The sequence below is a fragment of the Citrobacter sp. Ce104 genome (assembly GCF_030334595.1).
Taxonomy (GTDB): Bacteria; Pseudomonadota; Gammaproteobacteria; order Enterobacterales; family Enterobacteriaceae; genus Citrobacter; species Citrobacter europaeus.
In genome coordinates this window covers 815,251-835,055 of the sequence record NZ_JAOWDP010000068.1, presented here as the reverse complement: position 1 = coordinate 835,055, position 19,805 = coordinate 815,251, and the positions used below count along the sequence as shown (strand labels likewise).

The window sequence follows — 19,805 nt, the reverse complement described above, 5'->3', positions numbered from 1 at the left end:
ATCGGGCAAAGGAAGCACCGGCATTACTGATTCAGTAACGCCAGAAGAGTGCGCGTTCGCGCTTCCATCAACGGAATATCTCCGCGCGATTCCACGTTCAGACGCACCACCGGTTCAGTATTGGAAGAGCGTAAATTGAAGCGCCAGTCGACAAACGACATGCTGATACCGTCCGTTCTGTCCACCGTCAACGCCTCACGGGAAAAATGCTGCTCCACGCGCGCAATCGCTGCCGCCGGCTCTGCCAGCGTACTGTTTATTTCTCCACTCGCCGGATAGGCCACCATCCGGTCGCGGACCAGTTCGCCCAGCGACTGTCCTTTCAGACACAGCAACTCCGCCACCAGCAGCCACGGGATCATGCCGCTGTCGCAGTAAGCAAAGTCGCGGAAATAGTGATGCGCACTCATTTCACCGCCATAAATGGCATCTTCATGACGCATGCGCTCTTTGATAAACGCGTGCCCGGTTTTTGACATCACCGGTTTACCGCCTGCCGCCGTCACCACATCCACGGTATTCCAGGACAGGCGCGGGTCGTGGATAATTTTCGCCCCCGGATTCTTCTCCAGAAACGCTTCCGCCAGCAGGCCGACAATGTAGTAACCCTCAATAAACTGACCTTTTTCATCGAACAGGAAGCAACGATCAAAATCCCCATCGAAGGCAATCCCCATATCTGCGCCGTGTTTAATCACCGCATTGCGCGTGTCAGCCCGACATTCCGGCAGCAGAGGATTGGGAATACCGTTGGGGAAGTTGCCATCCGGCGTATTGTGGATTTTGATAAATTCGACCGGTGCGCCCAGCGCCTTAAAACGGGCTTCAATGGCGTCAATCACCGGACCTGCCGTGCCGTTGCCGGAATTGAGCACCAGCTTCATCGGTTTCAGGTTGCCGGGATTGATGTACCCTAACAGGTGGTCGATGTAGGCATCGCGGGTAGTAATACGCTGGTAGCGGCCACGTTTTGCCTCATCGACCGGCGGGAAGTCGTTGACTTCCGCCAGGCGCTGCACGTCGCGCAGACCGGTATCACCGCTGATGGGGCGCGCCCCTTCCCGCACCAGCTTCATGCCGTTGTAATTCATTGGATTATGGCTGGCGGTCACTTCAATACCGCCGTCAATGCCCAGATGAAAGGTGGCGAAGTAAATCTCTTCGGTGCCCGACATACCAATATCCAGCACATCCACCCCCGCATCCTGCAGCCCTTTTGCCAGCGCCAGCTTTAGCGTCTCGCTGGTCAGGCGCACGTCGCCACCCAGAACAATCGTTTTTGGCTTCAGGAACTCGCCGTAAGCGCGGCCAATACGCCACGCAATCTCTTCATTTAGTTCTTCGCCCAGCCTGCCGCGAATGTCATAGGCTTTGAAACAGGTTAATTTCGTCATGATTTACCCTTCTTCAGGCAACAGTTAGCCCTCTCCTGACTGGAGATATTTTTCAAAAATGACTAACCGTTCGTTTGTAGGCCGGATAAGGCGTACACGCCGCCATCCGGCAACGAGGATGTTGTGTTAAGCGCGCCCGTATCTGTCCGCAAACCGCACGACATCATCCTCATCGAGATAAGATCCGGAGCGCACCTCAATCAGATCGAGTGGGATTTTCCCAGGGTTCTCCAGACAATGGGTCGCGCCCAGCGGAATATAGACAGACTCGTTTTCAGCGAGCAGCTTGATATCATCATTAATCGTCACCTTCGCGGTACCAGCCACCACAACCCAGTGTTCAGCCCGGTGATGATGCATCTGCATGGACAATCCCTCACCGGGTTTGACGGTAATTCGCTTCACCTGATAACGGTCTCCGGCATCAATAGAATCGTACTTGCCCCATGGGCGATAAACTTCACGGTGAATATGGTGCTCATGACGTCCGTCAGCTTTAATTTGCTCTACCACTTTTTTAACGTCCTGCACCGCGTTGCGATCGGCTATCAGCACTGCGTCTTTGGTCTGCACCACCACCAGATCTTTCACCCCGACGGTCGTCACCAGGCCAGATTCGGCATACACATAGCTGTTCTCCGTTTTATGGCTAATGACGTCGCCGTGATGCACATTACCTTCGGCGGTATGGGCGCTGATTTCCCACAATGATGACCAGGAGCCAACATCGCTCCAGCCTGCGTTCATTGGCATCACCACCGCATCGGCCGTACGTTCCATAACCGCATAGTCCACAGACTCTTCCGGGCAGGCGAGAAACGCCTGTTCATCAACGCGGATAAAATCGAGATCGGGGTCAACCGTACTCATGGCGTTTTCGCAGGCCTCAAGAATATCGGGACGATATTTTTTCAGTTCTTCCAGATAACGCCCGGCGCGGAATAAAAACATGCCGCTGTTCCAGTAGTAGTCGCCGCTCGCCACGTAAGCCTGCGCGGTTTCCAGATTAGGCTTTTCAACAAACTGCGCCACTTCAAAAGCCACGGCGTCGGTATTCGTCGGTGAAACCTCGCCACGACGGATATAGCCGTAGCCGGTCTCCGGCTGGTCTGGCACGATACCAAACGTCACCAGCTTACCCGCACTGGCATAGGGCATCGCATTACGAACCGCCTCGCGAAATGCCTGTTCGTCAGCAATCATGTGATCGGCTGCCAGTACCAGCAGCAGCGGATCTTCACCCGGACTTTGACGTTTTGCCGCCAGCGCGGCCAGCGCTATCGCCGGAGCCGTGTTACGCCCGGCAGGTTCGAGAATAATGTTCTCAGTCAGCTTGTGCAGTTGCCGTAGCTGTTCCGCTACAATGAAACGGTGTTGTTCATTACAGATAACCACCGGGCTTTCGCACTCCACGCCGTTCAGACGGCAGATCGTTGTCTGCAGCATGGTGAGATCGCCTTTCAGACACAGGAACTGCTTTGGATACAGCACGCGGGACAATGGCCATAAACGGCTACCCGAGCCACCGGCCATCACTACCGGAAAGAGTTTGCTTTGACTCATCATGTACCCCGAATATCAGCAATAAATTGACTCAGCACGTTTTCTTTATCCAGCGTGCGTTCGGCATAATCACGTGCCACCGTGTTCACTTTTGGCATCATCAGCGCCCGTTGAATACCGCAGGCCAACGCGTTAACCGACTCCGGCTCCACACACACCGCAATGCCAGGATAAGTGTCACAAAGCTGACCCAACTCGGTTTCAGGCTCGGCGGTAATGACCGCGTTACCGCCAACGGCGAGGATATTGGTCAGTTTGGAGGGCAGTACGGCATCCGCCGCACCGCGCTTTTGTACCACCAGATGACAATCCGCCATCTTGAGCAATGCCGGCAGCGCGTCATAAGATTGCAGTGGAAAGAACATCACATTGTTCAGGCCGCGTTCGCTGACCATACTCTCCAGCCGCGCTTTACCACCGCCCTGCCCGACAATCACAAACAGCCAGGGCTGTTCGCTCAACAGGACAGCCGCGTCAACCACGCTCTCCAGCCCCTGCTTTTCACCGATATTGCCCGAGTAAAGAACGATCTTTTGGGAGACAGGCAAGCCCAGTTGCTGACGCAACGCCAGGGCATCGGTATCGTTCACGTCGCGAAAACGTGCCACTTCCGACCAGTTTGGAAAGAAAATAACTTTGTGCGGCGCAACGCCTTTTTCCATGGCTTTGTGCATCATGGTCCGGGAGATGGTCGAAATATGGTCCATATTCAACAGTCCACTGCGCTCAAAGGCGCTGGCCAGTTTTGCCACCATACCGCGCTTGCCTGTGCCCGCCATGCCAAGTCCCAACATGGCATCGACTTCGTAATCCTGAACGTGCAACAACGTGCGCGCGCCACAAAGTTTTGCCAGCAGACGCATGCCCGGCGTACAAAACAGCGTCGGCACCACGCCGATAATGCGGTCCGGCTTCCAGCGACGTTGCGCCAGCAGCGGGAAAAAACTGCTCAGGGCAAAACTGCCCAAATGCAGCAGCCGTTTGAGCGTAGAGGGTTGCTCAGGCACATACAGCGGACAACGCCAGACAATGGCGTCACCCTCTTCACGACGGTAACGCCAGGATGAATAGCGACCGTTGACCTTCCACTGCGGATAATAAGGCGGCGCGGTGATCACCCGAACGTCATGCCCCTGTTGCGCCATCCACTGCACCATTTCACCGGTGTATTTGCCGATACCGGTCAACTCCGGTGAATAGTTGATGCCATACACGAGGATCTTCATAGACCGGGTACTCCGGTCTGGGCCGTTTCACAGAAGTAAGCCCGGCTGTTGTCGTGCACGTGGTCACTGGCCAGAATCTGTGTATCTGCCAGCCAGCGATACGCATCATGTTGAACGTCAGGCAGGTGCAGGTCGTTTTCCGACACCCGCAGACGAAATCCCAGCACGATGTAATGCGTTGAGAAATCCTCCCCGGAAAAGTTGTCGTCATAGAAATGCTGCCAGACACCGTAAAACTCCGCAGCGGACAGCGGTAAACGTAACCCCAGCTCAGCTTCAGTAAGCCGCTCAAAGGCCACGCGCAGCGATTCATCTTTTTGCACCCGACCGCCGGGCACGAACCAGTACCCCTGCGCCGGACGATTGAGACGCTTACCGAGCAGAAATTCGCCGTCGGCGTTTTCCACGATTAAATCGATGGAAATCAGCGGGGTTGAACGGACAACGGTGGCAAAATCCTCATGACGTAAAAACATACTTACCCCCGGTAGTGCTGCTGGTTTTCAAGGAACCACTGATATGTACTGGCAAGCCCCGCTTCCAGGGATATCTCGTGATACCAACCCAACAGATGCAACCGCGTAACGTCGAGCAATTTGCGCGGCGTGCCGTCCGGTTTGCTGGCGTCGAACACCACTCGCCCCTTGTAACCCACGACCTGCGCGATGGTCTGGGCCAGTTCACGGATGGTGCAATCAACGCCAGTACCCACGTTGATATGCGACAGCATTGGTTGGGTATATTCCTGCCAGACTTCCTGAGCCAGCTCCATCACATGAATACTGGCCGCCGCCATGTCGTCGACATGCAGAAATTCGCGCATCGGCGTACCGCTACCCCATACCACCACATCCGACGTATTTTGCTCGCGAGCTTCATGAAAGCGGCACAGCAGCGCCGGGATCACATGCGAATTACTCGGATGGAAGTTGTCATGCGGTCCGTACAGATTGGTCGGCATTACTGAGCGATAATCCCGGCCATACTGCCGGTTATATGATTCGCACAGCTTGATACCGGCAATTTTGGCAATCGCATACGGCTCATTGGTCGGCTCAAGTTGCCCCTGCAACAATTCACTCTCAGCGATTGGCTGGGTGGCTTGCTTTGGATAAATACAGGATGACCCGAGGAACAACAGTTTATTCACGTTATGCAAATGCGCAGCATGAATAATGTTGCTCTCAATCATCATGTTTTCATAAATAAAATCAGCAGGATAAGTATTATTCGCCACAATCCCGCCCACTTTTGCCGCCGCCAGATAAACCTGGTCAATGCGTTCAGTGGCAAAGAACGCCTGCACTGCGCTGGCGTCCAGCAGGTTAAGTTGCTCGCGGGTACGCAGCACCAGCTCTATATTATTTCGCTGAGACAGTTGTCTGACGATGGCGGCCCCCACCATCCCGCGATGGCCCGCCACAAAAATACGTTGTGTCTTCATCCTCAGTACTCCAGCGCGATAGCGACCTCGTAACCGTGCGACTTCAGCAGGGAATGCTTCTTCGCCGCATCAAGATCGTTGGCAACCATTTCCGAGATCATCTGGCGCAGCGTAATTTCCGGCTTCCAGCCCAGTTTTTTATGTGCTTTAGCCGGATCGCCCAGCAGCGTTTCCACTTCAGCCGGACGGAAATAACGCGGGTCGACGGCAATCATGACATCTCCAGGTTTTACCCCTGGCGCATCGTGTCCGGTTACGGAAACCACAATGCCTTTTTCATTCACGCCCTCGCCTTCAAAGCGCAATTTAATCCCCAACTGAGCGGCCGCCATTTCCACAAACTGGCGCACGGAATACTGCACGCCGGTGGCAATCACGAAATCTTCCGGTTTATCCTGCTGCAGCATCATCCACTGCATCCTGACGTAATCTTTGGCATGGCCCCAGTCGCGCAGTGAATCCATGTTGCCCAGATACAGGCAAGACTCGAGCCCCTGAGCGATGTTGGCGATCGCTCGGGTAATTTTGCGAGTAACAAAGGTTTCGCCGCGGCGCGGAGATTCGTGGTTAAACAGAATGCCGTTACAGGCATACATACCGTAAGATTCACGGTAGTTGACGGTTATCCAATACGCATACAGCTTAGCAACGGCATACGGCGAGCGCGGGTAGAACGGCGTAGTCTCTTTCTGCGGAATTTCCTGTACCAGGCCGTACAGTTCAGAGGTGGAAGCCTGATAAAAACGCGTTTTCTTTTCCAGACCGAGGAAGCGGATGGCTTCCAGCAAACGTAAGGTGCCGATTGCATCGACATCGGCGGTATATTCCGGTGAATCAAACGACACTGCGACATGACTCATGGCGCCCAGGTTATAGACCTCATCCGGCTGGACCTCTTGTAGAATACGGGTCAGGTTGGAGGAGTCCGTCAAATCGCCATAGTGCAGATGAAATTTGGGATTACCCGAATGCGGATCCTGGTAAATGTGGTCCACACGTTCGGTGTTAAATGATGAAGCGCGGCGCTTAATGCCGTGTACTTCATACCCTTTTTCCAGCAGAAATTCTGCCAGGTAAGAACCATCCTGCCCGGTTACGCCAGTAATGAGAGCGACTTTTGACATGTTATTACCTCTTAAATGATCCCCTCAGGGAGTAACTTTTTCGACGCGTTTGCGCGTGACTACTGCGGGATTTCCCCGACAAACGACATTTGCTGGCAGCGATTTAAAAACGCTGCTTCGTGCTCCGACGACGGTGCCATCGCCAATGGTCACGCCAGGCGCGACAAAGACATCTGTCGCCAGCCAGCATTTATCCCCAACCACAATCGGTGTGGCGTTAATATCAAAATATTGACTGGCATAATCATGGCTCCCGGTGCATAAATAACTTTTTTGCGAAATAACCGCGTGAGCACCAATCGTAATATCACCCAACGTATATAAAACCGCGTCATCACCCACCCAGGCATAATCTCCCAGGGTCAATTTCCACGGATAAGTAATTTTTACTGAAGGTCGAATAACTACGTTTTTTCCTATTTTCGCGCCAAACATGCGTAATAAAAATGCGCGCCAGCGGTACATGACCTGCGGTGACCAGCGAAACAATGTTGCTTGCACTGCCCACCATAATTGGACTTTAATGGCGCCACCACCACGAAAGCCAGCAGGCACTTTAAATCCGCTTAAATCCTGCATAATTTGCCCTTACGTTTTTCCATATAAAGCTTTTGTTTTACCGGTTGTGCGCAGACGTAAATATTCTGACAATCCGGTCCAAAAACCTGGCATATGTAATATCTGGCGCTGTACCTTTTTGGCATCCCGGCACAATTCCAGATTATTCGTCGTTGACACGCCACCCATGGAAAACTCTGACACCAGCCCGCTCAGTTTTTTAAATGCATAACCGGATTTGTATAATCGGGCAGCTAATGCGTAATCGGAAGATATTTTGTATTGCAAATCATAGCGCCAGACATTCAGTCCCGAGAGCGGAAAGAAGATGGCCTGATGGCTGGCGGGCAGGCTGTGATAAATATACCAACCCGGCTTGGCTCGCCGCTTAATTTTGTTGCCATTACCGAAATCCAGCAACGCATCGCCAATAACCATGGTTTTATCGCTCTGGCTTTTGAGCTGGCGGATAAAATCAGCTGCATCCGCATGCAGAATATCCCCGGAGTTGAGGAACAGCGCAAACCGCCCGCGCGCCATAGCGATACCTTTGTTCATCGCATCATAGATGCCCTTATCCGGCTCGCTGACAAACCGTAACCGGTGCTCTGCGCTAAGTCCTTCAAGAAAGGATGACGTACCATCAGAAGAGCCGCCATCAACAACAATCCACTCAAAACTGATATCATTCGCCTGCGCCAGATGTGCCAGTGATGCGTGAGTTTTGACGATCCCTTCCAGATTGCGAAAGGCGACGGTGATAATACTGAGCAGCATGTGATTTACCTCGCGATATTCAGCGCCTTGCGCAAAATAAACGGACACACAATTAAAAACGCGTATTCCGGACTAAATACTGAACCTGTAAAAAACAGCGACAGTGGCGTAAAAAGATAAAGCTGCACCCGATAATTCTGATTATCACCAAACGCATTGATCATCATTTTCATGACTTTTCCCATGTACCATAGGGCTAATATCACCGCGAACCATGAAAAATAAATAATCAGCAGATACAAGCCATTGTCTATCGTTTTGCCAACATCTGCACCGTTAAAAATTCCGAATGACGCAACATATTCATAAAGTGAGCCAAATCTCACTACCCCATCAACGTTAAGTAACGAATAACCGACCATCACTAATGGTCCTACGATCCGATAATACGATGACGAACCTTCAGTTCCTAAATCTCCAAGGCGTGTTGCGATGTATGGGAAAGCAAATATCACTCCAACTACAAATACGCTTAATGAGATTATCGCCAGCGGTAGCTTCTTTTTTATCGCATCCTTATTCAGATACTGGAACGCCCACTCCAGAAGATAAAATAAAATAAACGTCATTACCCCTGAAAACGATCCCGACAATATTATCCCTGCCAGAATCATAGCATCGGACTTAGGCGTTTTGATACCAAACTGTTTGATGCTGAGCCAAATTGAGATTAACGCCAGAGCGAAAAATGCCGGTTCGAAATAGAGCGCAGTAGTACGTTTCCCACCAAATTTAATAAAGTTCAGAACATAGCTGTTACTGTAAATAAGATATTTCGAAATAACTTCCATTAAACTGCTGCCGCCACTGAGAATTATCTGCACCATTTCAACTGCAGCTAACCCCACCACCAGTCCCACCACCAGCCAGAAAAACCGCAAGATCTTAGTGTAGTTATGCGGTGAAATGGTTTTGAAGCGAATACTCCACACCATGCCAATGATCACCACGGTATAAATAAACAGCATTGCGGACGTCACGTACTTGCTGGCATCCAGTGACTGACCGAACAGATAATTAAACGCCGTCAGCCCGCCCCCCATGCCCAACGCAATCATTAATTTTTTGATATTAATGCGCTCGACAAACAGCAACAGCAGAACGGGTAAGAAGGTGACGATAGTTATCGGGAAGCTCTCGCCAAGCTGGGCGAGTTTGACGTTGACCAGCAAATAAAGCAGCGGTAGCACCAGATAGCTACAGATTCTGATAGAACGAGACATATTCCTCCAGCATCTGTTGCCCACTGTATGCCACCCGGCTGCGCTGGCTGAACGCAGCAAGCGACGTGTCAAACACCGCCTGCGCAATGTCTGATTTTTTCAGTTGCACCAGTTGCAATACGTCCGCTTCGCTGAACGTTTTACCGCCCGATTTTGCCAGTACTTCTTGCGCGGCATCACTGTGCGTGGCAATAACCGGTACGCCAATGGAAAGCGCTTCGCACAGAATCAACGGGTAGTTATCAACTCGAGAGCTGAACACCAGGCCATCCATCCCGTTTAGCGCACTCATCAACGTGCGCTTATCGCTTTCAAACCCGTGATTGATGACGTTATCTCCCGCAAATGGCGAAAATTTGCCAAAAGTATGCAGCTCAATTTTGTCTCCGAGCGCTACCATCGCTCGCACCAGTTGCTGGCTGGTTTTCCCGTCATAGCGCAGATCATGAGCCACCACGGCGATTTTCGGTCTACCGCTCCCCTCATGCTTAGCGGGAAGCTCGGCAAGAATGGATTCAGTTGCTACATCGATGCCGTTGTTAATAATACGGCAGCGTCCCACGCCATACAGGCTGTTGAATGCGTCGGCCACATGCTGACTGGGCGAGATAAACTGGCAGCCCAGCGCCAGCATGGCACGAAACATCTGCCGCTTACCGGGTAACTGCTGATGGGCTTTATCGATTTTTACCGGCGGATAGTTACTGAGCGTTGGGCATTTCTGGCAGCCCGTTTTCCAGTTTTCGCAACCATCGGTAAAGGCACAGCGCCCGGTCACGCTCCAGTGATCGTGCAGCGTCCAGACGAAGGTAACATCCGGTTTACACGCCTTCACTTTTTGGCAAAAGGTGACCACCTCTTCCAGGTTCAACCAGTAGCTGTGCAACACATGAAAATGCAGGACCAGCGGGCCGCTGGTGCGGGTAACTTCACGGTATAACTTGTCGAGATTGCCAAACAGATCGCGGTTCGCGAAACGAAACAGCGCAATGTTCACCGCCGACGTCAGGCGTGGCGTATGTTTGAAAACCTGCGGGTAATTCGCATGGCTGACGCTTTTCTTTCCGCCTTTGCCATAGCCATAGACAAAACGCGAGGACAGCCCTTTCTCCAGCGCCCTCAGATGTAAATCTAACGCCACGCCAGCCGCCCCACCTTCTGCGAGCCGCACATTAAACTGTAATATCTTCATTTTATTACCTTCACCCGAGCCTTCTCACCCACGACCAGCGCATTGTCCGGGACGCTATCCACCACGACGCTCCCGGCGCCAATCGTCACGTTATTGCCAATAACAACGTTGCCGAGCAGAGTGACATTCGCTCCCAACTCAACGCCGTTACCAATAACCGGACAGGACGGATCGTTGGTACCCAGATTGCCGATGGTGACGCCGTGGCGCAGAGTAAAATCATCCCCTGCCACCACGTGTTTATTGATAACCACCCCATAGCCATGATGGATGGTGAAACGACGACCAATAGATGCAGCAGCCTGGATTTCATAGCCGAACAGGCATTCGGTGATAAGGCGATACATCACCAGCACCGGGGCGGCCCACAGGTTATTCAAGACATTTTTTTTACGCCAGACGGAGCAAAAATGGGCAATCCGATAGGCCACCACCATGCAGCAGGGACGAAAACTCCAGCTATTAGCGCGTAAATCTTCCAGCATACTTAACGACCTCGCATTCCGTCGGCCAGACGCTTGCTGTTGCGAACAGAAAGCAGCGTCAGCAACGTGCGCCAGTTCATCCGTTTGTTGCGGATCTGATAGAGAGTAAACAGCTGATATTTCTTGCTGGCCCGGTCAAATTTGCCTTTGTGTTTGCGGTAAAACTGAAAGTAGCCGGAGAATTTTTTCGGCGATGAGGTGATACGCATTTCACCGTGATTGACATGCAGGATCTGCGTTGCCTCTTTTACCTTCCACGGTTTACCGTACGCCACTACCATACGCAGGAAGATGTCGTAATCCTGCGCCGCTTTCAGCGTGGTATCGAACAGGCATGCTTTAAACCGCCACGCCCAGGTAAACACCTGATTACCAATGATATTACGCTTATAAAATTTACGACGTGAATAACCGGATTTCGGATACAGCGGCAGGCTGGCCGGTTGCGAATACACTTCGCCTTCGCAGACATAGTCATTGGCGTACAGAAACGCCCGCGTGACCAGGTGATGGCGGTAGTTAAGAAAGATGCTCAGGCGGTTCGGCGTCCATTCATCATCATCATCAATTCCCGTAATATACTGCCCACTGGCCTGCATAATGGCCTGATTACGCACCGCGCAGGCCCCGGAGTTAGTGGAATTATGCGTATACGACACCCGCGGATCGTTGAGTTCCTCAACAAACTGCTGCAGTTGCTCATACGAGGAAGAGCAATCATCCACAATGATCATCTCCCAGTGAGGATAGTCCTGGCGCAATACCGATTTAATCGCCCGGATAGCCAGCTGTTGACGGTTCCAGGTTGGCATATAAATTGAAATTAGTGGGTTTTCTGTCGTCATTTTCGTTTCCCAAATAAAGTTGCCTGATGGCGCTACGCTTATCAGGCCTACATTCGATATGCGTTGCTGTTCGTTATCTATTTCGAATCCGACGTGTATTCGTATTCGTAGTAACCGTAATCCTGATACCCGCTGGCGCGGCGGAAGATAGAGTTGAGGATCACCCCTTTCACCTGAATGCCGTTTTGCTCGAAGCGACTCAGGCTGGTTTCCACCTCTTTCAACGTGTTGACCGCATAACGGGCCACCATCAGCGTGGTTCCGACGTGACGACCCACGATAGCCGCATCGGTCACAGCCAGTATTGGCGGCGTATCAATCAGCACCAGGTCATAGTGCGAGCTGGCCCAGGCAATCAGTTCGCCGAAGCGCTCGCTCATCAAAAGTTCGGAAGGATTGGGAGGGATTTGACCGCGAGGGATCAGATCGAAATGCGCAATGGATGTCGGTTTCGCGCCAGATGAGATATCCCCCTTGCCGATGAGGATCTCAGACAGACCGTTAACGTTATTGGTCCCCAGCAGCTCGTGGGTATAGCCTTTGCGCATATCGCAGTCGATCAACAGCACGCGTTTGTTGGTCTGGCTGATGACCGCCGCCAGGTTGGCGCAGACAAATGTTTTACCAATCGACGGGCTGACGCCGGTCAGCATCAATACGTTATTGCGCGCCTGCATCATGGCAAAGTGCAGGCTGGTACGCAGGCTGCGGACCGCTTCTATCGCGAGATCCGTCGGATTTCCCACCGCCAGTAACTGGCTTTGCTTGTAGCGTTTCACACCTTTGATGGTCTGAACGTTATCACGCGCTTTTTGCCATTCAGACAGCGGAATACTGGCATACACGCTGATACCATGTTCTTCCAGCACCTGCGGGCTTTCAATGCCGCGATTAAACAACGACCGCAGCAATACGCCCACCACTGAAAGCATCAAACCGAGAATGATACTGCCGAGAATGATGAGTGCCGTTTTCGGTTTCAACACGCCAGGCTGGGCAATCGCGGGATCGACGATGCGCACATCTCCGACCGTACTGGCCTCGGTGATCTTCAGTTCCTGCTGCTTGTTCAGTAACTGCATATAGACCTGCTGACCGGACTCCACGTCGCGCGTCAGACGGACAATTTCCTGCTGCGTTTTTGGCATTGCAGTTACGCGTCCGTTCAGCTTGCTTTTCTCATCTTCCAGCGCCTGGCGTTTTTCCAACAACGTGCGGTACGCCGGATGCGCTTTAGTAAACAGCTTGGAAATTTCTGCTTCTTTGAAGGTCAGCTCATTAAGCTGCGCGTCAATATTCACCATTGAATCCAGCACCGCTTTGGCTTCCAGCGGCAAATCCACGGAGTCTTTGTCCTGACGAAAAGCATTTAACTTGTTTTCGGCAACGTCCAGCCGGTTACGCACCTCGGGGAGTTGCTTTGCCAGAAACGCCAGACTTTTAGCGGCCTCTTCAGATTTACGCTCCACGTTTTGTTGCAGATAGTTGCGGGTAATACTGTCAAGGATCTGGCGGATTTGCTCACGATCTTCACCGGTAAAGGTCAGGCTCAATACGCCGGTATCTTTTCCGGTTTCCGTCACCATCAGATTATTTTGCAGGGTGTTTATCATGCCCAGCGTGGAGAATTTACGCACGGTAAATTGGCTCTCAGGGCTGGCATGAATAGCCTCCACCAGCATCGTCACGCCATCATGTTCCAGTATCTGTCCTACCTGCCCCTGGGCGCTAAATCCTCCGTCACTCACCAGTTGATAGCGTTTGTCATTCAGCACGCTGATTGTGAAGGTCTGTTCATTCATTGCCTTTGGCAGCGTGAAGGTGGTCACGTTAACTGTTTCGTTCTGACGGCCCATCAACCGATCCCAGCCCGCGCCAAAAATGGGGAACGTATCTTTGGTAACGGCAATATCCAGATTGAGATCGTCTACCGTTTTCCCCAATACCAGCCGTGACTGGATGAGCTGAATTTCCGCTTCAGAGGCCGGAGGTTTGTTCGACAACGCCGAGCCAATATCCTGCACCAGTGAATTTCCGGTATTTTGCTCAATTTGCACCAGCGCATCCGCACTGTAGATTGGTGTGGCAAACAGCGTGTAGATCGCGGCGCACAATGCAAATACCGCGGTGATGCCAAGTACCCACCAGCGGGCTTCCACCACCGTTGCGACCAGACGACCAATATCGATTTCATCATTGCCCGTTACCGGCGCAGCAGACTGTTTAACTTTTTCTGTCATTATTTTCCCTGCTCTGCGTTCAATGCCTGAGCCCATTGGCGGGCAGACCGTTCAAGTAATGCGTACACCGCGTCAAACGCGTCCCGGCTTTTACGATACGGATCGGGGATTTCACGCTCGCTGTCCCAGTGACCAAAGAGCATCACTTTGCCGCGCATCTCCGGCACCATTTCGCACAGAGCAGCAATATGGCGTTTTTCCATGGTCAGGATCAGGTCATATTCCCGGCACATTCGTCCCGAGATCTGCCGGGCACAATGATTCTCCAGAGACAGGTTGTGCGCCTGCGCCACGCTGATGGCGTTCGGATCCGCACCTTTGCCCACCAGCGCCCCGAGGCCGGCAGAAGATACCGTCAACGCCGGATGAAATTTTCTTAACAAGCGCTCTGCCGTCGGGGAGCGGCAAATGTTTCCCACACAGACAACTAATATTTTGTTAAACATGATGATTACCAGTTGTGAAGGTCGCTGGCCGTGTCCGTCATATAGCGAACACCGCTAATAGTCGGCAGCAACTGATTGATCAAACGGTTCCAGCGAGCAACCGGCGCAGTCGTGACATACACCACATCGTAGGGTTGAAGTCGGAATGAGGTCGCCATCACCAGCGATGTCGCATCGGACATATCAAGCTGATAGATATTGGCTATTTTGCCGTTGTTCCCGCCGTCGCCTTTCAATGGTCGAATAACAAAAATACCGCTGGCGTTGGAGGTGGTCAGATCGATACCTTCCGCGTTGCCCAGCGCTTCGGTAAGCGTCATGCCGCTGAAGTCCATTTTGAGGGTGCTCTGTTTTTTCACTTCGCCCATCACAAAGACTTTCAAATCGTCATTACGCGGAACAAACAGAATGTCGCCAGGATAGAGCAGACGGTTCTGGCTCAGGTCGCCATTTTGCATCAGCGCTTGCAGTGAAATGCGTTGCTCTTGCCCTTTATGAGTCAGTACAACGTTGCGCCAGTCTGCCGCCTCGGTAAGACCGCCAGCGGCGTTGATGGCATCGAGAACGGTAAGCGGCACGTTGGTAATGGCCTGCTGGCCGGATTTGTTTACCTGCCCGGAGACATAAGCCTTCTGCGAGCGGAAAGCGGCGATATTAACGTCCACCTGCGGGTCAGCAATGTACTTCGCTAAGCGCCCGGTAATATCACTACGAATTTCAGCCAACGTCTTTCCTACTACGCTGACTTTGCCGATGTAGGGGTAAAACATGGAGCCATCAGGCTGCACCCAGTTGCCGGTATCGCTTGAGCTACGATACTGCCCGGCGGGGGTGGTAAGTTCAGGGTGGTCCCAGACGGTCACATTCAGGACATCTCCCGGACCGACCCGATACTGATACCCGGCAATCTCCTGGTCGAGAGACATATTAGGCTGTGCAACATTTGGTCGGGGACGTAATTGTTCGACCAGCCGCGGGGTGAGTGGATAAACATTCACCATGCGATCGATATCAAAATCAGCGTCCTGCTGTTTAATCACATCTTTGCCCATCGTAGACATATTGCTGCCCGGAAGCACGGTACAACCGTTTATCAAGATTACCGATACCAATACTGGCATCAATTTAAGTTTGGATTTCATCATTGATTATTTATCACTTTGGCAGAGTAATTATCACATGCAATCTAAATAGCGACTTCGCCTGTACGCATTTACCTTGCCGTTAATTGAAATGGAATTTAACTGGCATCAATCCTAAAAAAAATGAATTCATCTGCGGTCTCTTGACAGAATAATTTAGGCTTGTTTCAGGCGACCAGACACGCTACCGCCCCTGGCTTCAATAGCTACCAATGCACTGATTAATTTAAATTTTTATCTTCTCCTTTATTTTCATCACATTTACAGCGGCAACGCATCAGAAATAGCGCCTCTGATTGATGAGGAAATATTTGCCTTTTGATTATTACCGCAGGAATTGTTGCAGCTAAGAGAATGTCAGGCAAGATAACAAGCCGCCAACAACTCGCTTTTAAGATTAATATTAAGCGTTGAATTTGTATATTTTTAGGATTTTATTGATGTTGACAATATTGATATAGAAATATCCACCTGCGATATTTCCTAAATATATTTGGATTAATAAAACTATTTCCTGTAGTTACATTAAGGCTCATATCCTGCATTTGACCGGATATCGCTGACAGAGAAATCCCTCCTCGCCATTGCATTTTTCGCCAGTTTTACCCATGATCGAATTGTGACAATTGTCATACAACTATGGGTATAGCATTTACTATGGAATGGATTGCCGATCCGTCAATCTGGGCCGGACTGGTCACGTTAATCGTGATCGAACTTGTTCTTGGCATTGATAATCTTGTTTTTATTGCCATCCTCGCGGAGAAACTGCCTCCAGCCCAGCGGGATAAGGCGCGTATTACCGGGCTACTGCTAGCGATGGTCATGCGCCTGCTGCTGCTGGCATCAATTTCCTGGCTGGTGACGCTGACCACGCCGCTGTTCAGCATTCGCGACCTGAGCTTCAGCGCCCGCGATCTGATCATGCTATTCGGTGGTTTCTTCCTGCTGTTTAAAGCCACTATGGAGCTAAATGAACGGCTGGAAGGAAAAGACAGCGATAACCCCACCCAACGTAAAGGTGCAAAGTTCTGGGGTGTCGTCGCGCAAATCGTGGTGCTGGACGCCATCTTCTCTCTGGATTCCGTCATTACAGCCGTTGGGATGGTCGATCACCTGGCGGTGATGATGGCTGCGGTAATCATCGCCATCAGCCTGATGGTGCTGGCCAGCAAGTCGCTGACGCGCTTTGTTAACAGCCATCCAACGATTGTCATTCTTTGTCTGAGCTTCCTGCTGATGATTGGTTTCAGCCTGGTTGCCGAAGGATTTGGTTTCCATATCCCGAAAGGTTACCTGTACGCCGCCATCGGCTTCTCGGTGATGATTGAAGCATTGAATCAGTTGGCTATCTTTAACCGTCGTCGCTTCTTGTCTGCCAACCATACCTTACGCCAGCGCACCGCTGAGGCGGTGATGCGGCTGCTGAGCGGGCAAAAAGAAGACGCCGAACTGGATGCCGAAACTGCGGCGATGCTGGCGGATCATCATGAAGGACAGATTTTTGCCCCTCAGGAACGGCGGATGATTGAACGCGTGCTGAACCTTAATCAGCGTACCGTCAGCAGCATCATGACCTCGCGCCACGATATTGAACACATCGACCTCAATGCGCCCGAAGCAGAAATCCGCGCTTTGCTGGAAAAAAACCAGCATACGCGTCTGGTGGTCACCGGCGAAGATGAGCAGGAAGAGTTGCTCGGCGTGGTGCATGTCATCGACCTGTTGCAGCAGTCCCTGCGCGGTGAGCCGCTCGATTTACGCGTCTTGATTCGTCAGCCGCTGGTGTTCCCGGAGACCCTGCCGCTGCTTCCGGCGCTTGAGCAGTTCCGTAATGCCCGAACGCACTTCGCTTTTGTGGCCGATGAATTTGGATCCGTCGAAGGGATTGTCACACTCAGCGACGTCATGGAAACCATCGCAGGTAACCTGCCGAACGAGGTAGAAGAGATTGATGCCCGCCATGATATCCAGAAAAATGCTGACGGTACCTGGACCGCTAACGGACATATGCCGCTGGAAGACCTGGTGCAGTATGTGCCTATCCCGTTGGACGATAAGCGTGAATATCACACCATTGCCGGGCTGTTAATGGAGTACTTGCAGCGCATCCCGAAAACCGGGGAGGAAGTACAGGTTGGCGATTTCCGATTGAAAACCCTGCAGGTGGAAAATCATCGCGTGCAAAAAGTCCAGCTGATACCGCTGCACAATGAAGAAGAGATGGATTACGAAGTGTAGTTCAAGAGCCGGAGGCGGCATCAGCCGCCATCCGGCAATATGAATCAGAGTTTATCCAGCAACTTTTTAACATCCTTGCCGTTGCGAGAGTCTTTGTTGCGATCGGCCCAGTCATTCAGACGACGTTTCGCTTCATCCTGCAGATGCTTACGCAAAAGCTGGTCGACCTGCAGATTGTAGTTCAGCGCCTGCCACTGACCGTAGACTCTGAGAGGAACCGGAGTGGCCTTCAGGAAGTTAATCAGCTTACTTTCGCCATCCCAGCCGCCGAGGACGCGAATATTAAACAGCGTGTCGCAATTCTGCTTCACCAGATCCAGCGTTCCCTTACCGGTCAGCGCCAGCATCGACGACTCACCGGCCATGTTATCCAGCGTCACCTCGCCATTATCCAGCGTCATATCGGTTACAAAACGATCGAGGCGAGTCACGTTATCCAGATTTTGCTGGGCTTTAACATCCCCACCGCTACGCTCGACGGCCTGTTGTATCATCTGCTGGAAGTTCATCCCTTCCATTCGCGTATCGTTCATTTCGACATGGGCCTGCCCTTGCCAGCTATGACGAAACGCCTGAGCATCGATATCTGAGCCAGAGAAATCACCCGCCAGCGACAGTTTACCGGTGAGGGCGATTGGATAGTCGAAGGCTTTCAGGATAGTACCAATTTCTACGCCATCCAGCCGCGGATGGAAGACCGCTCGCGGCTGCCCTTTTCTGGCATCCAGCGTACCGGGAAGCGACACCAGCCCGCCGTCACTTTTCCCCTGCAACTGGGCAACGTTCAATAAGCCGAACTGGTTGTCAATTTTTGCCGAGACATTGTCAAACGCCATTTTCCGCCACAGCACTTTGTCAGCCTGCAAAGCGATGTCTGCCGAAAAGCCCTTAAGTCCCTGATACGAAACGGCATCAACCTGCGAAGCAATGACGGGGCGCGCCAGCGTTGGCTGACTCTGACCTTGCTGAGCCTCACCGTTAGTGGTCGTCGCAGCCTCACGTTGTACGAGCAGATTATCCAGATTGAGCTGGCCAAACTTGAGGTCGACGATCCATTCTGGTTTATCCAACAATGACACGTGAACTTGCCCGGCGAGAGAGCTGTCGTTAGCGGTCAAATGAATCTGGCTAAACGCGAGCTGTTTTTTCTCTTCCAGCCACTGTGCCTGAAGCTGTCCCTGACCCTTGATCCCCTGCGCCGGCAGATCGGCTCCCTGCAGTTGCCAGCTTAGCTGTTGAATATTCGCGGATAAGTTGTGCGGATAGTCGGAAGCATCGACGGTGCCGTTGAAAGATAAAGCAAGGTCACGCTGATCGCGGTTCACGCGCCCGGAGAAATCAAACGTGCCGCGGTGCTGGTTATCCTGTTCCATGTCCAGACGAATATCGCGAACCGTGACCTGCTCATCGTCTTCATGCTGGAAGACCAGGACACTATCGGCAACGCGCAGACGCGCAATGTCAAACGACCACCCTCTGTCTTCAGCCAGGTCGGGCAACGTATTGTCTTTTGGAGCAACGGGCGCATCTTCGCCGCGCACCGCTTCAGTTTGCGGGGTCAGTTGAATCACCGCGCCTTTGAGCATCACCTGCTTCACGCTGAGCTGGTGACTCAATAGTGGCCACAACGCGACGTCAAGACGCATATTATCGGCACGAATCAGGGGTTCGCTGGCGCCTTCAGCGGTTAACACCATGCGCCCCGAGAGGATACTCAGTTGAGGCCAAACGTGCCAACGCAGAGGACCATCCAACTGCAGTTGATATCCGCTACGCGCCGCAACCTGCTTGACCATATACGCGCGGAAATCATTCGGATTCACCAACAGTACTAACGCAGAAAAACCGGCCACCAGCACGACCAGTAAGATCATCAGCGTCGTCAGAAATCGTCTCATGCTATCC

At 52.1% G+C, this 19,805-nt stretch carries 17 protein-coding genes; 1 reads left to right on the top strand and 16 read right to left on the bottom strand.

Annotated elements, in window-relative coordinates; translation table 11 throughout:
- Window positions 1-23: 23 nt before the first annotated feature.
- The 15 genes from cpsG to OGW16_RS22255 all read right to left on the bottom strand — a co-directional run bounded on the left by cpsG (window position 24) and on the right by OGW16_RS22255 (window position 15,662).
- Complete coding sequence (gene cpsG, locus OGW16_RS22325; RefSeq protein ID WP_047410126.1) at window positions 24-1,394, bottom strand: colanic acid biosynthesis phosphomannomutase CpsG; 1,371 nt, start codon at window positions 1,392-1,394, stop codon at window positions 24-26.
- Window positions 1,395-1,520: 126 nt separating this feature from the next.
- The gene (gene cpsB, locus OGW16_RS22320; protein ID WP_286518888.1) at window positions 1,521-2,957 is read right to left on the bottom strand and encodes a mannose-1-phosphate guanyltransferase; all 1,437 of its coding nucleotides are present in this window, start codon (window positions 2,955-2,957) and stop codon (window positions 1,521-1,523) included.
- Entirely contained in the window at window positions 2,957-4,183 is a 1,227-nt protein-coding gene (gene wcaI / locus OGW16_RS22315; protein WP_213732816.1) for a colanic acid biosynthesis fucosyltransferase WcaI, read from the bottom strand. Before wcaI ends, cpsB begins: the two co-directional genes overlap by 1 nt.
- Window positions 4,180-4,659 (bottom strand): GDP-mannose mannosyl hydrolase, encoded by a 480-nt coding sequence (locus tag OGW16_RS22310; RefSeq protein WP_080624955.1) that lies wholly within the window; start codon window positions 4,657-4,659, stop codon window positions 4,180-4,182. The genes wcaI and OGW16_RS22310 overlap by 4 nt, the downstream gene beginning before the upstream one ends.
- Before the next feature lie 2 nt (window positions 4,660-4,661).
- Window positions 4,662-5,627, bottom strand: coding sequence for a GDP-L-fucose synthase (gene fcl, locus OGW16_RS22305; RefSeq protein WP_286518886.1), 966 nt, complete (start codon window positions 5,625-5,627; stop codon window positions 4,662-4,664).
- A gap of 2 nt (window positions 5,628-5,629) precedes the next feature.
- Window positions 5,630-6,751 (bottom strand): GDP-mannose 4,6-dehydratase, encoded by a 1,122-nt coding sequence (gene gmd, locus OGW16_RS22300; RefSeq protein ID WP_286518884.1) that lies wholly within the window; start codon window positions 6,749-6,751, stop codon window positions 5,630-5,632.
- Between the two features lie 24 nt (window positions 6,752-6,775).
- Window positions 6,776-7,330 carry a colanic acid biosynthesis acetyltransferase WcaF gene (gene wcaF, locus OGW16_RS22295; RefSeq protein ID WP_043016877.1) on the bottom strand — a complete coding sequence of 185 codons (555 nt, stop codon included), beginning with the start codon at window positions 7,328-7,330 and terminating at the stop codon, window positions 6,776-6,778.
- Window positions 7,331-7,339: 9 nt separating this feature from the next.
- On the bottom strand, window positions 7,340-8,086 hold the full coding sequence (gene wcaE / locus OGW16_RS22290) for a colanic acid biosynthesis glycosyltransferase WcaE (protein ID WP_286518882.1): 747 nt from the start codon (window positions 8,084-8,086) through the stop codon (window positions 7,340-7,342).
- A 5-nt stretch (window positions 8,087-8,091) separates the two neighbouring features.
- Window positions 8,092-9,309 (bottom strand): colanic acid polymerase WcaD, encoded by a 1,218-nt coding sequence (wcaD, locus tag OGW16_RS22285; protein WP_047410106.1) that lies wholly within the window; start codon window positions 9,307-9,309, stop codon window positions 8,092-8,094.
- Window positions 9,284-10,501 (bottom strand): colanic acid biosynthesis glycosyltransferase WcaC, encoded by a 1,218-nt coding sequence (gene wcaC / locus OGW16_RS22280; protein WP_286518880.1) that lies wholly within the window; start codon window positions 10,499-10,501, stop codon window positions 9,284-9,286. The genes wcaD and wcaC overlap by 26 nt, the downstream gene beginning before the upstream one ends.
- Entirely contained in the window at window positions 10,498-10,986 is a 489-nt protein-coding gene (wcaB, locus tag OGW16_RS22275) for a colanic acid biosynthesis acetyltransferase WcaB (RefSeq protein ID WP_043016881.1), read from the bottom strand. Before wcaB ends, wcaC begins: the two co-directional genes overlap by 4 nt.
- 2 nt (window positions 10,987-10,988) lie before the next feature.
- Entirely contained in the window at window positions 10,989-11,831 is an 843-nt protein-coding gene (gene wcaA, locus OGW16_RS22270; protein WP_043016882.1) for a colanic acid biosynthesis glycosyltransferase WcaA, read from the bottom strand.
- Between the two features lie 77 nt (window positions 11,832-11,908).
- Window positions 11,909-14,071: a tyrosine-protein kinase Wzc gene (wzc, locus tag OGW16_RS22265; protein ID WP_043016883.1), complete on the bottom strand. Its 2,163-nt coding sequence runs from the start codon at window positions 14,069-14,071 to the stop codon at window positions 11,909-11,911.
- The gene (wzb, locus tag OGW16_RS22260) at window positions 14,071-14,517 is read right to left on the bottom strand and encodes a low molecular weight protein-tyrosine-phosphatase Wzb (RefSeq protein ID WP_080624949.1); all 447 of its coding nucleotides are present in this window, start codon (window positions 14,515-14,517) and stop codon (window positions 14,071-14,073) included. Before wzb ends, wzc begins: the two co-directional genes overlap by 1 nt.
- Window positions 14,518-14,522: 5 nt before the next feature.
- On the bottom strand, window positions 14,523-15,662 hold the full coding sequence (locus tag OGW16_RS22255) for a polysaccharide export protein (RefSeq protein ID WP_043016885.1): 1,140 nt from the start codon (window positions 15,660-15,662) through the stop codon (window positions 14,523-14,525).
- A 654-nt stretch (window positions 15,663-16,316) separates the two neighbouring features.
- On the opposite strand from OGW16_RS22255, the gene OGW16_RS22250 reads away from it, so the two are divergent.
- The gene (locus OGW16_RS22250) at window positions 16,317-17,900 is read left to right on the top strand and encodes a TerC family protein (protein WP_043016886.1); all 1,584 of its coding nucleotides are present in this window, start codon (window positions 16,317-16,319) and stop codon (window positions 17,898-17,900) included.
- Between the two features lie 44 nt (window positions 17,901-17,944).
- On the opposite strand, the gene asmA is transcribed toward OGW16_RS22250, so the two are convergent.
- Window positions 17,945-19,798, bottom strand: coding sequence for an outer membrane assembly protein AsmA (asmA, locus tag OGW16_RS22245; protein ID WP_043016887.1), 1,854 nt, complete (start codon window positions 19,796-19,798; stop codon window positions 17,945-17,947).
- Window positions 19,799-19,805 lie beyond the last annotated feature (7 nt).

Coding starts and splice junctions, on each gene's coding strand:
- cpsG (WP_047410126.1), bottom strand. CDS start 1,394: ATGACGAAATTAACCTGTTTCAAAGCCTATGACATTCGCGGCAGGCTG.
- cpsB (WP_286518888.1), bottom strand. CDS start 2,957: ATGAGTCAAAGCAAACTCTTTCCGGTAGTGATGGCCGGTGGCTCGGGT.
- wcaI (WP_213732816.1), bottom strand. CDS start 4,183: ATGAAGATCCTCGTGTATGGCATCAACTATTCACCGGAGTTGACCGGT.
- OGW16_RS22310 (WP_080624955.1), bottom strand. CDS start 4,659: ATGTTTTTACGTCATGAGGATTTTGCCACCGTTGTCCGTTCAACCCCG.
- fcl (WP_286518886.1), bottom strand. CDS start 5,627: ATGAAGACACAACGTATTTTTGTGGCGGGCCATCGCGGGATGGTGGGG.
- gmd (WP_286518884.1), bottom strand. CDS start 6,751: ATGTCAAAAGTCGCTCTCATTACTGGCGTAACCGGGCAGGATGGTTCT.
- wcaF (WP_043016877.1), bottom strand. CDS start 7,330: ATGCAGGATTTAAGCGGATTTAAAGTGCCTGCTGGCTTTCGTGGTGGT.
- wcaE (WP_286518882.1), bottom strand. CDS start 8,086: ATGCTGCTCAGTATTATCACCGTCGCCTTTCGCAATCTGGAAGGGATC.
- wcaD (WP_047410106.1), bottom strand. CDS start 9,309: ATGTCTCGTTCTATCAGAATCTGTAGCTATCTGGTGCTACCGCTGCTT.
- wcaC (WP_286518880.1), bottom strand. CDS start 10,501: ATGAAGATATTACAGTTTAATGTGCGGCTCGCAGAAGGTGGGGCGGCT.
- wcaB (WP_043016881.1), bottom strand. CDS start 10,986: ATGCTGGAAGATTTACGCGCTAATAGCTGGAGTTTTCGTCCCTGCTGC.
- wcaA (WP_043016882.1), bottom strand. CDS start 11,831: ATGACGACAGAAAACCCACTAATTTCAATTTATATGCCAACCTGGAAC.
- wzc (WP_043016883.1), bottom strand. CDS start 14,071: ATGACAGAAAAAGTTAAACAGTCTGCTGCGCCGGTAACGGGCAATGAT.
- wzb (WP_080624949.1), bottom strand. CDS start 14,517: ATGTTTAACAAAATATTAGTTGTCTGTGTGGGAAACATTTGCCGCTCC.
- OGW16_RS22255 (WP_043016885.1), bottom strand. CDS start 15,662: ATGATGAAATCCAAACTTAAATTGATGCCAGTATTGGTATCGGTAATC.
- OGW16_RS22250 (WP_043016886.1), top strand. CDS start 16,317: ATGGAATGGATTGCCGATCCGTCAATCTGGGCCGGACTGGTCACGTTA.
- asmA (WP_043016887.1), bottom strand. CDS start 19,798: ATGAGACGATTTCTGACGACGCTGATGATCTTACTGGTCGTGCTGGTG.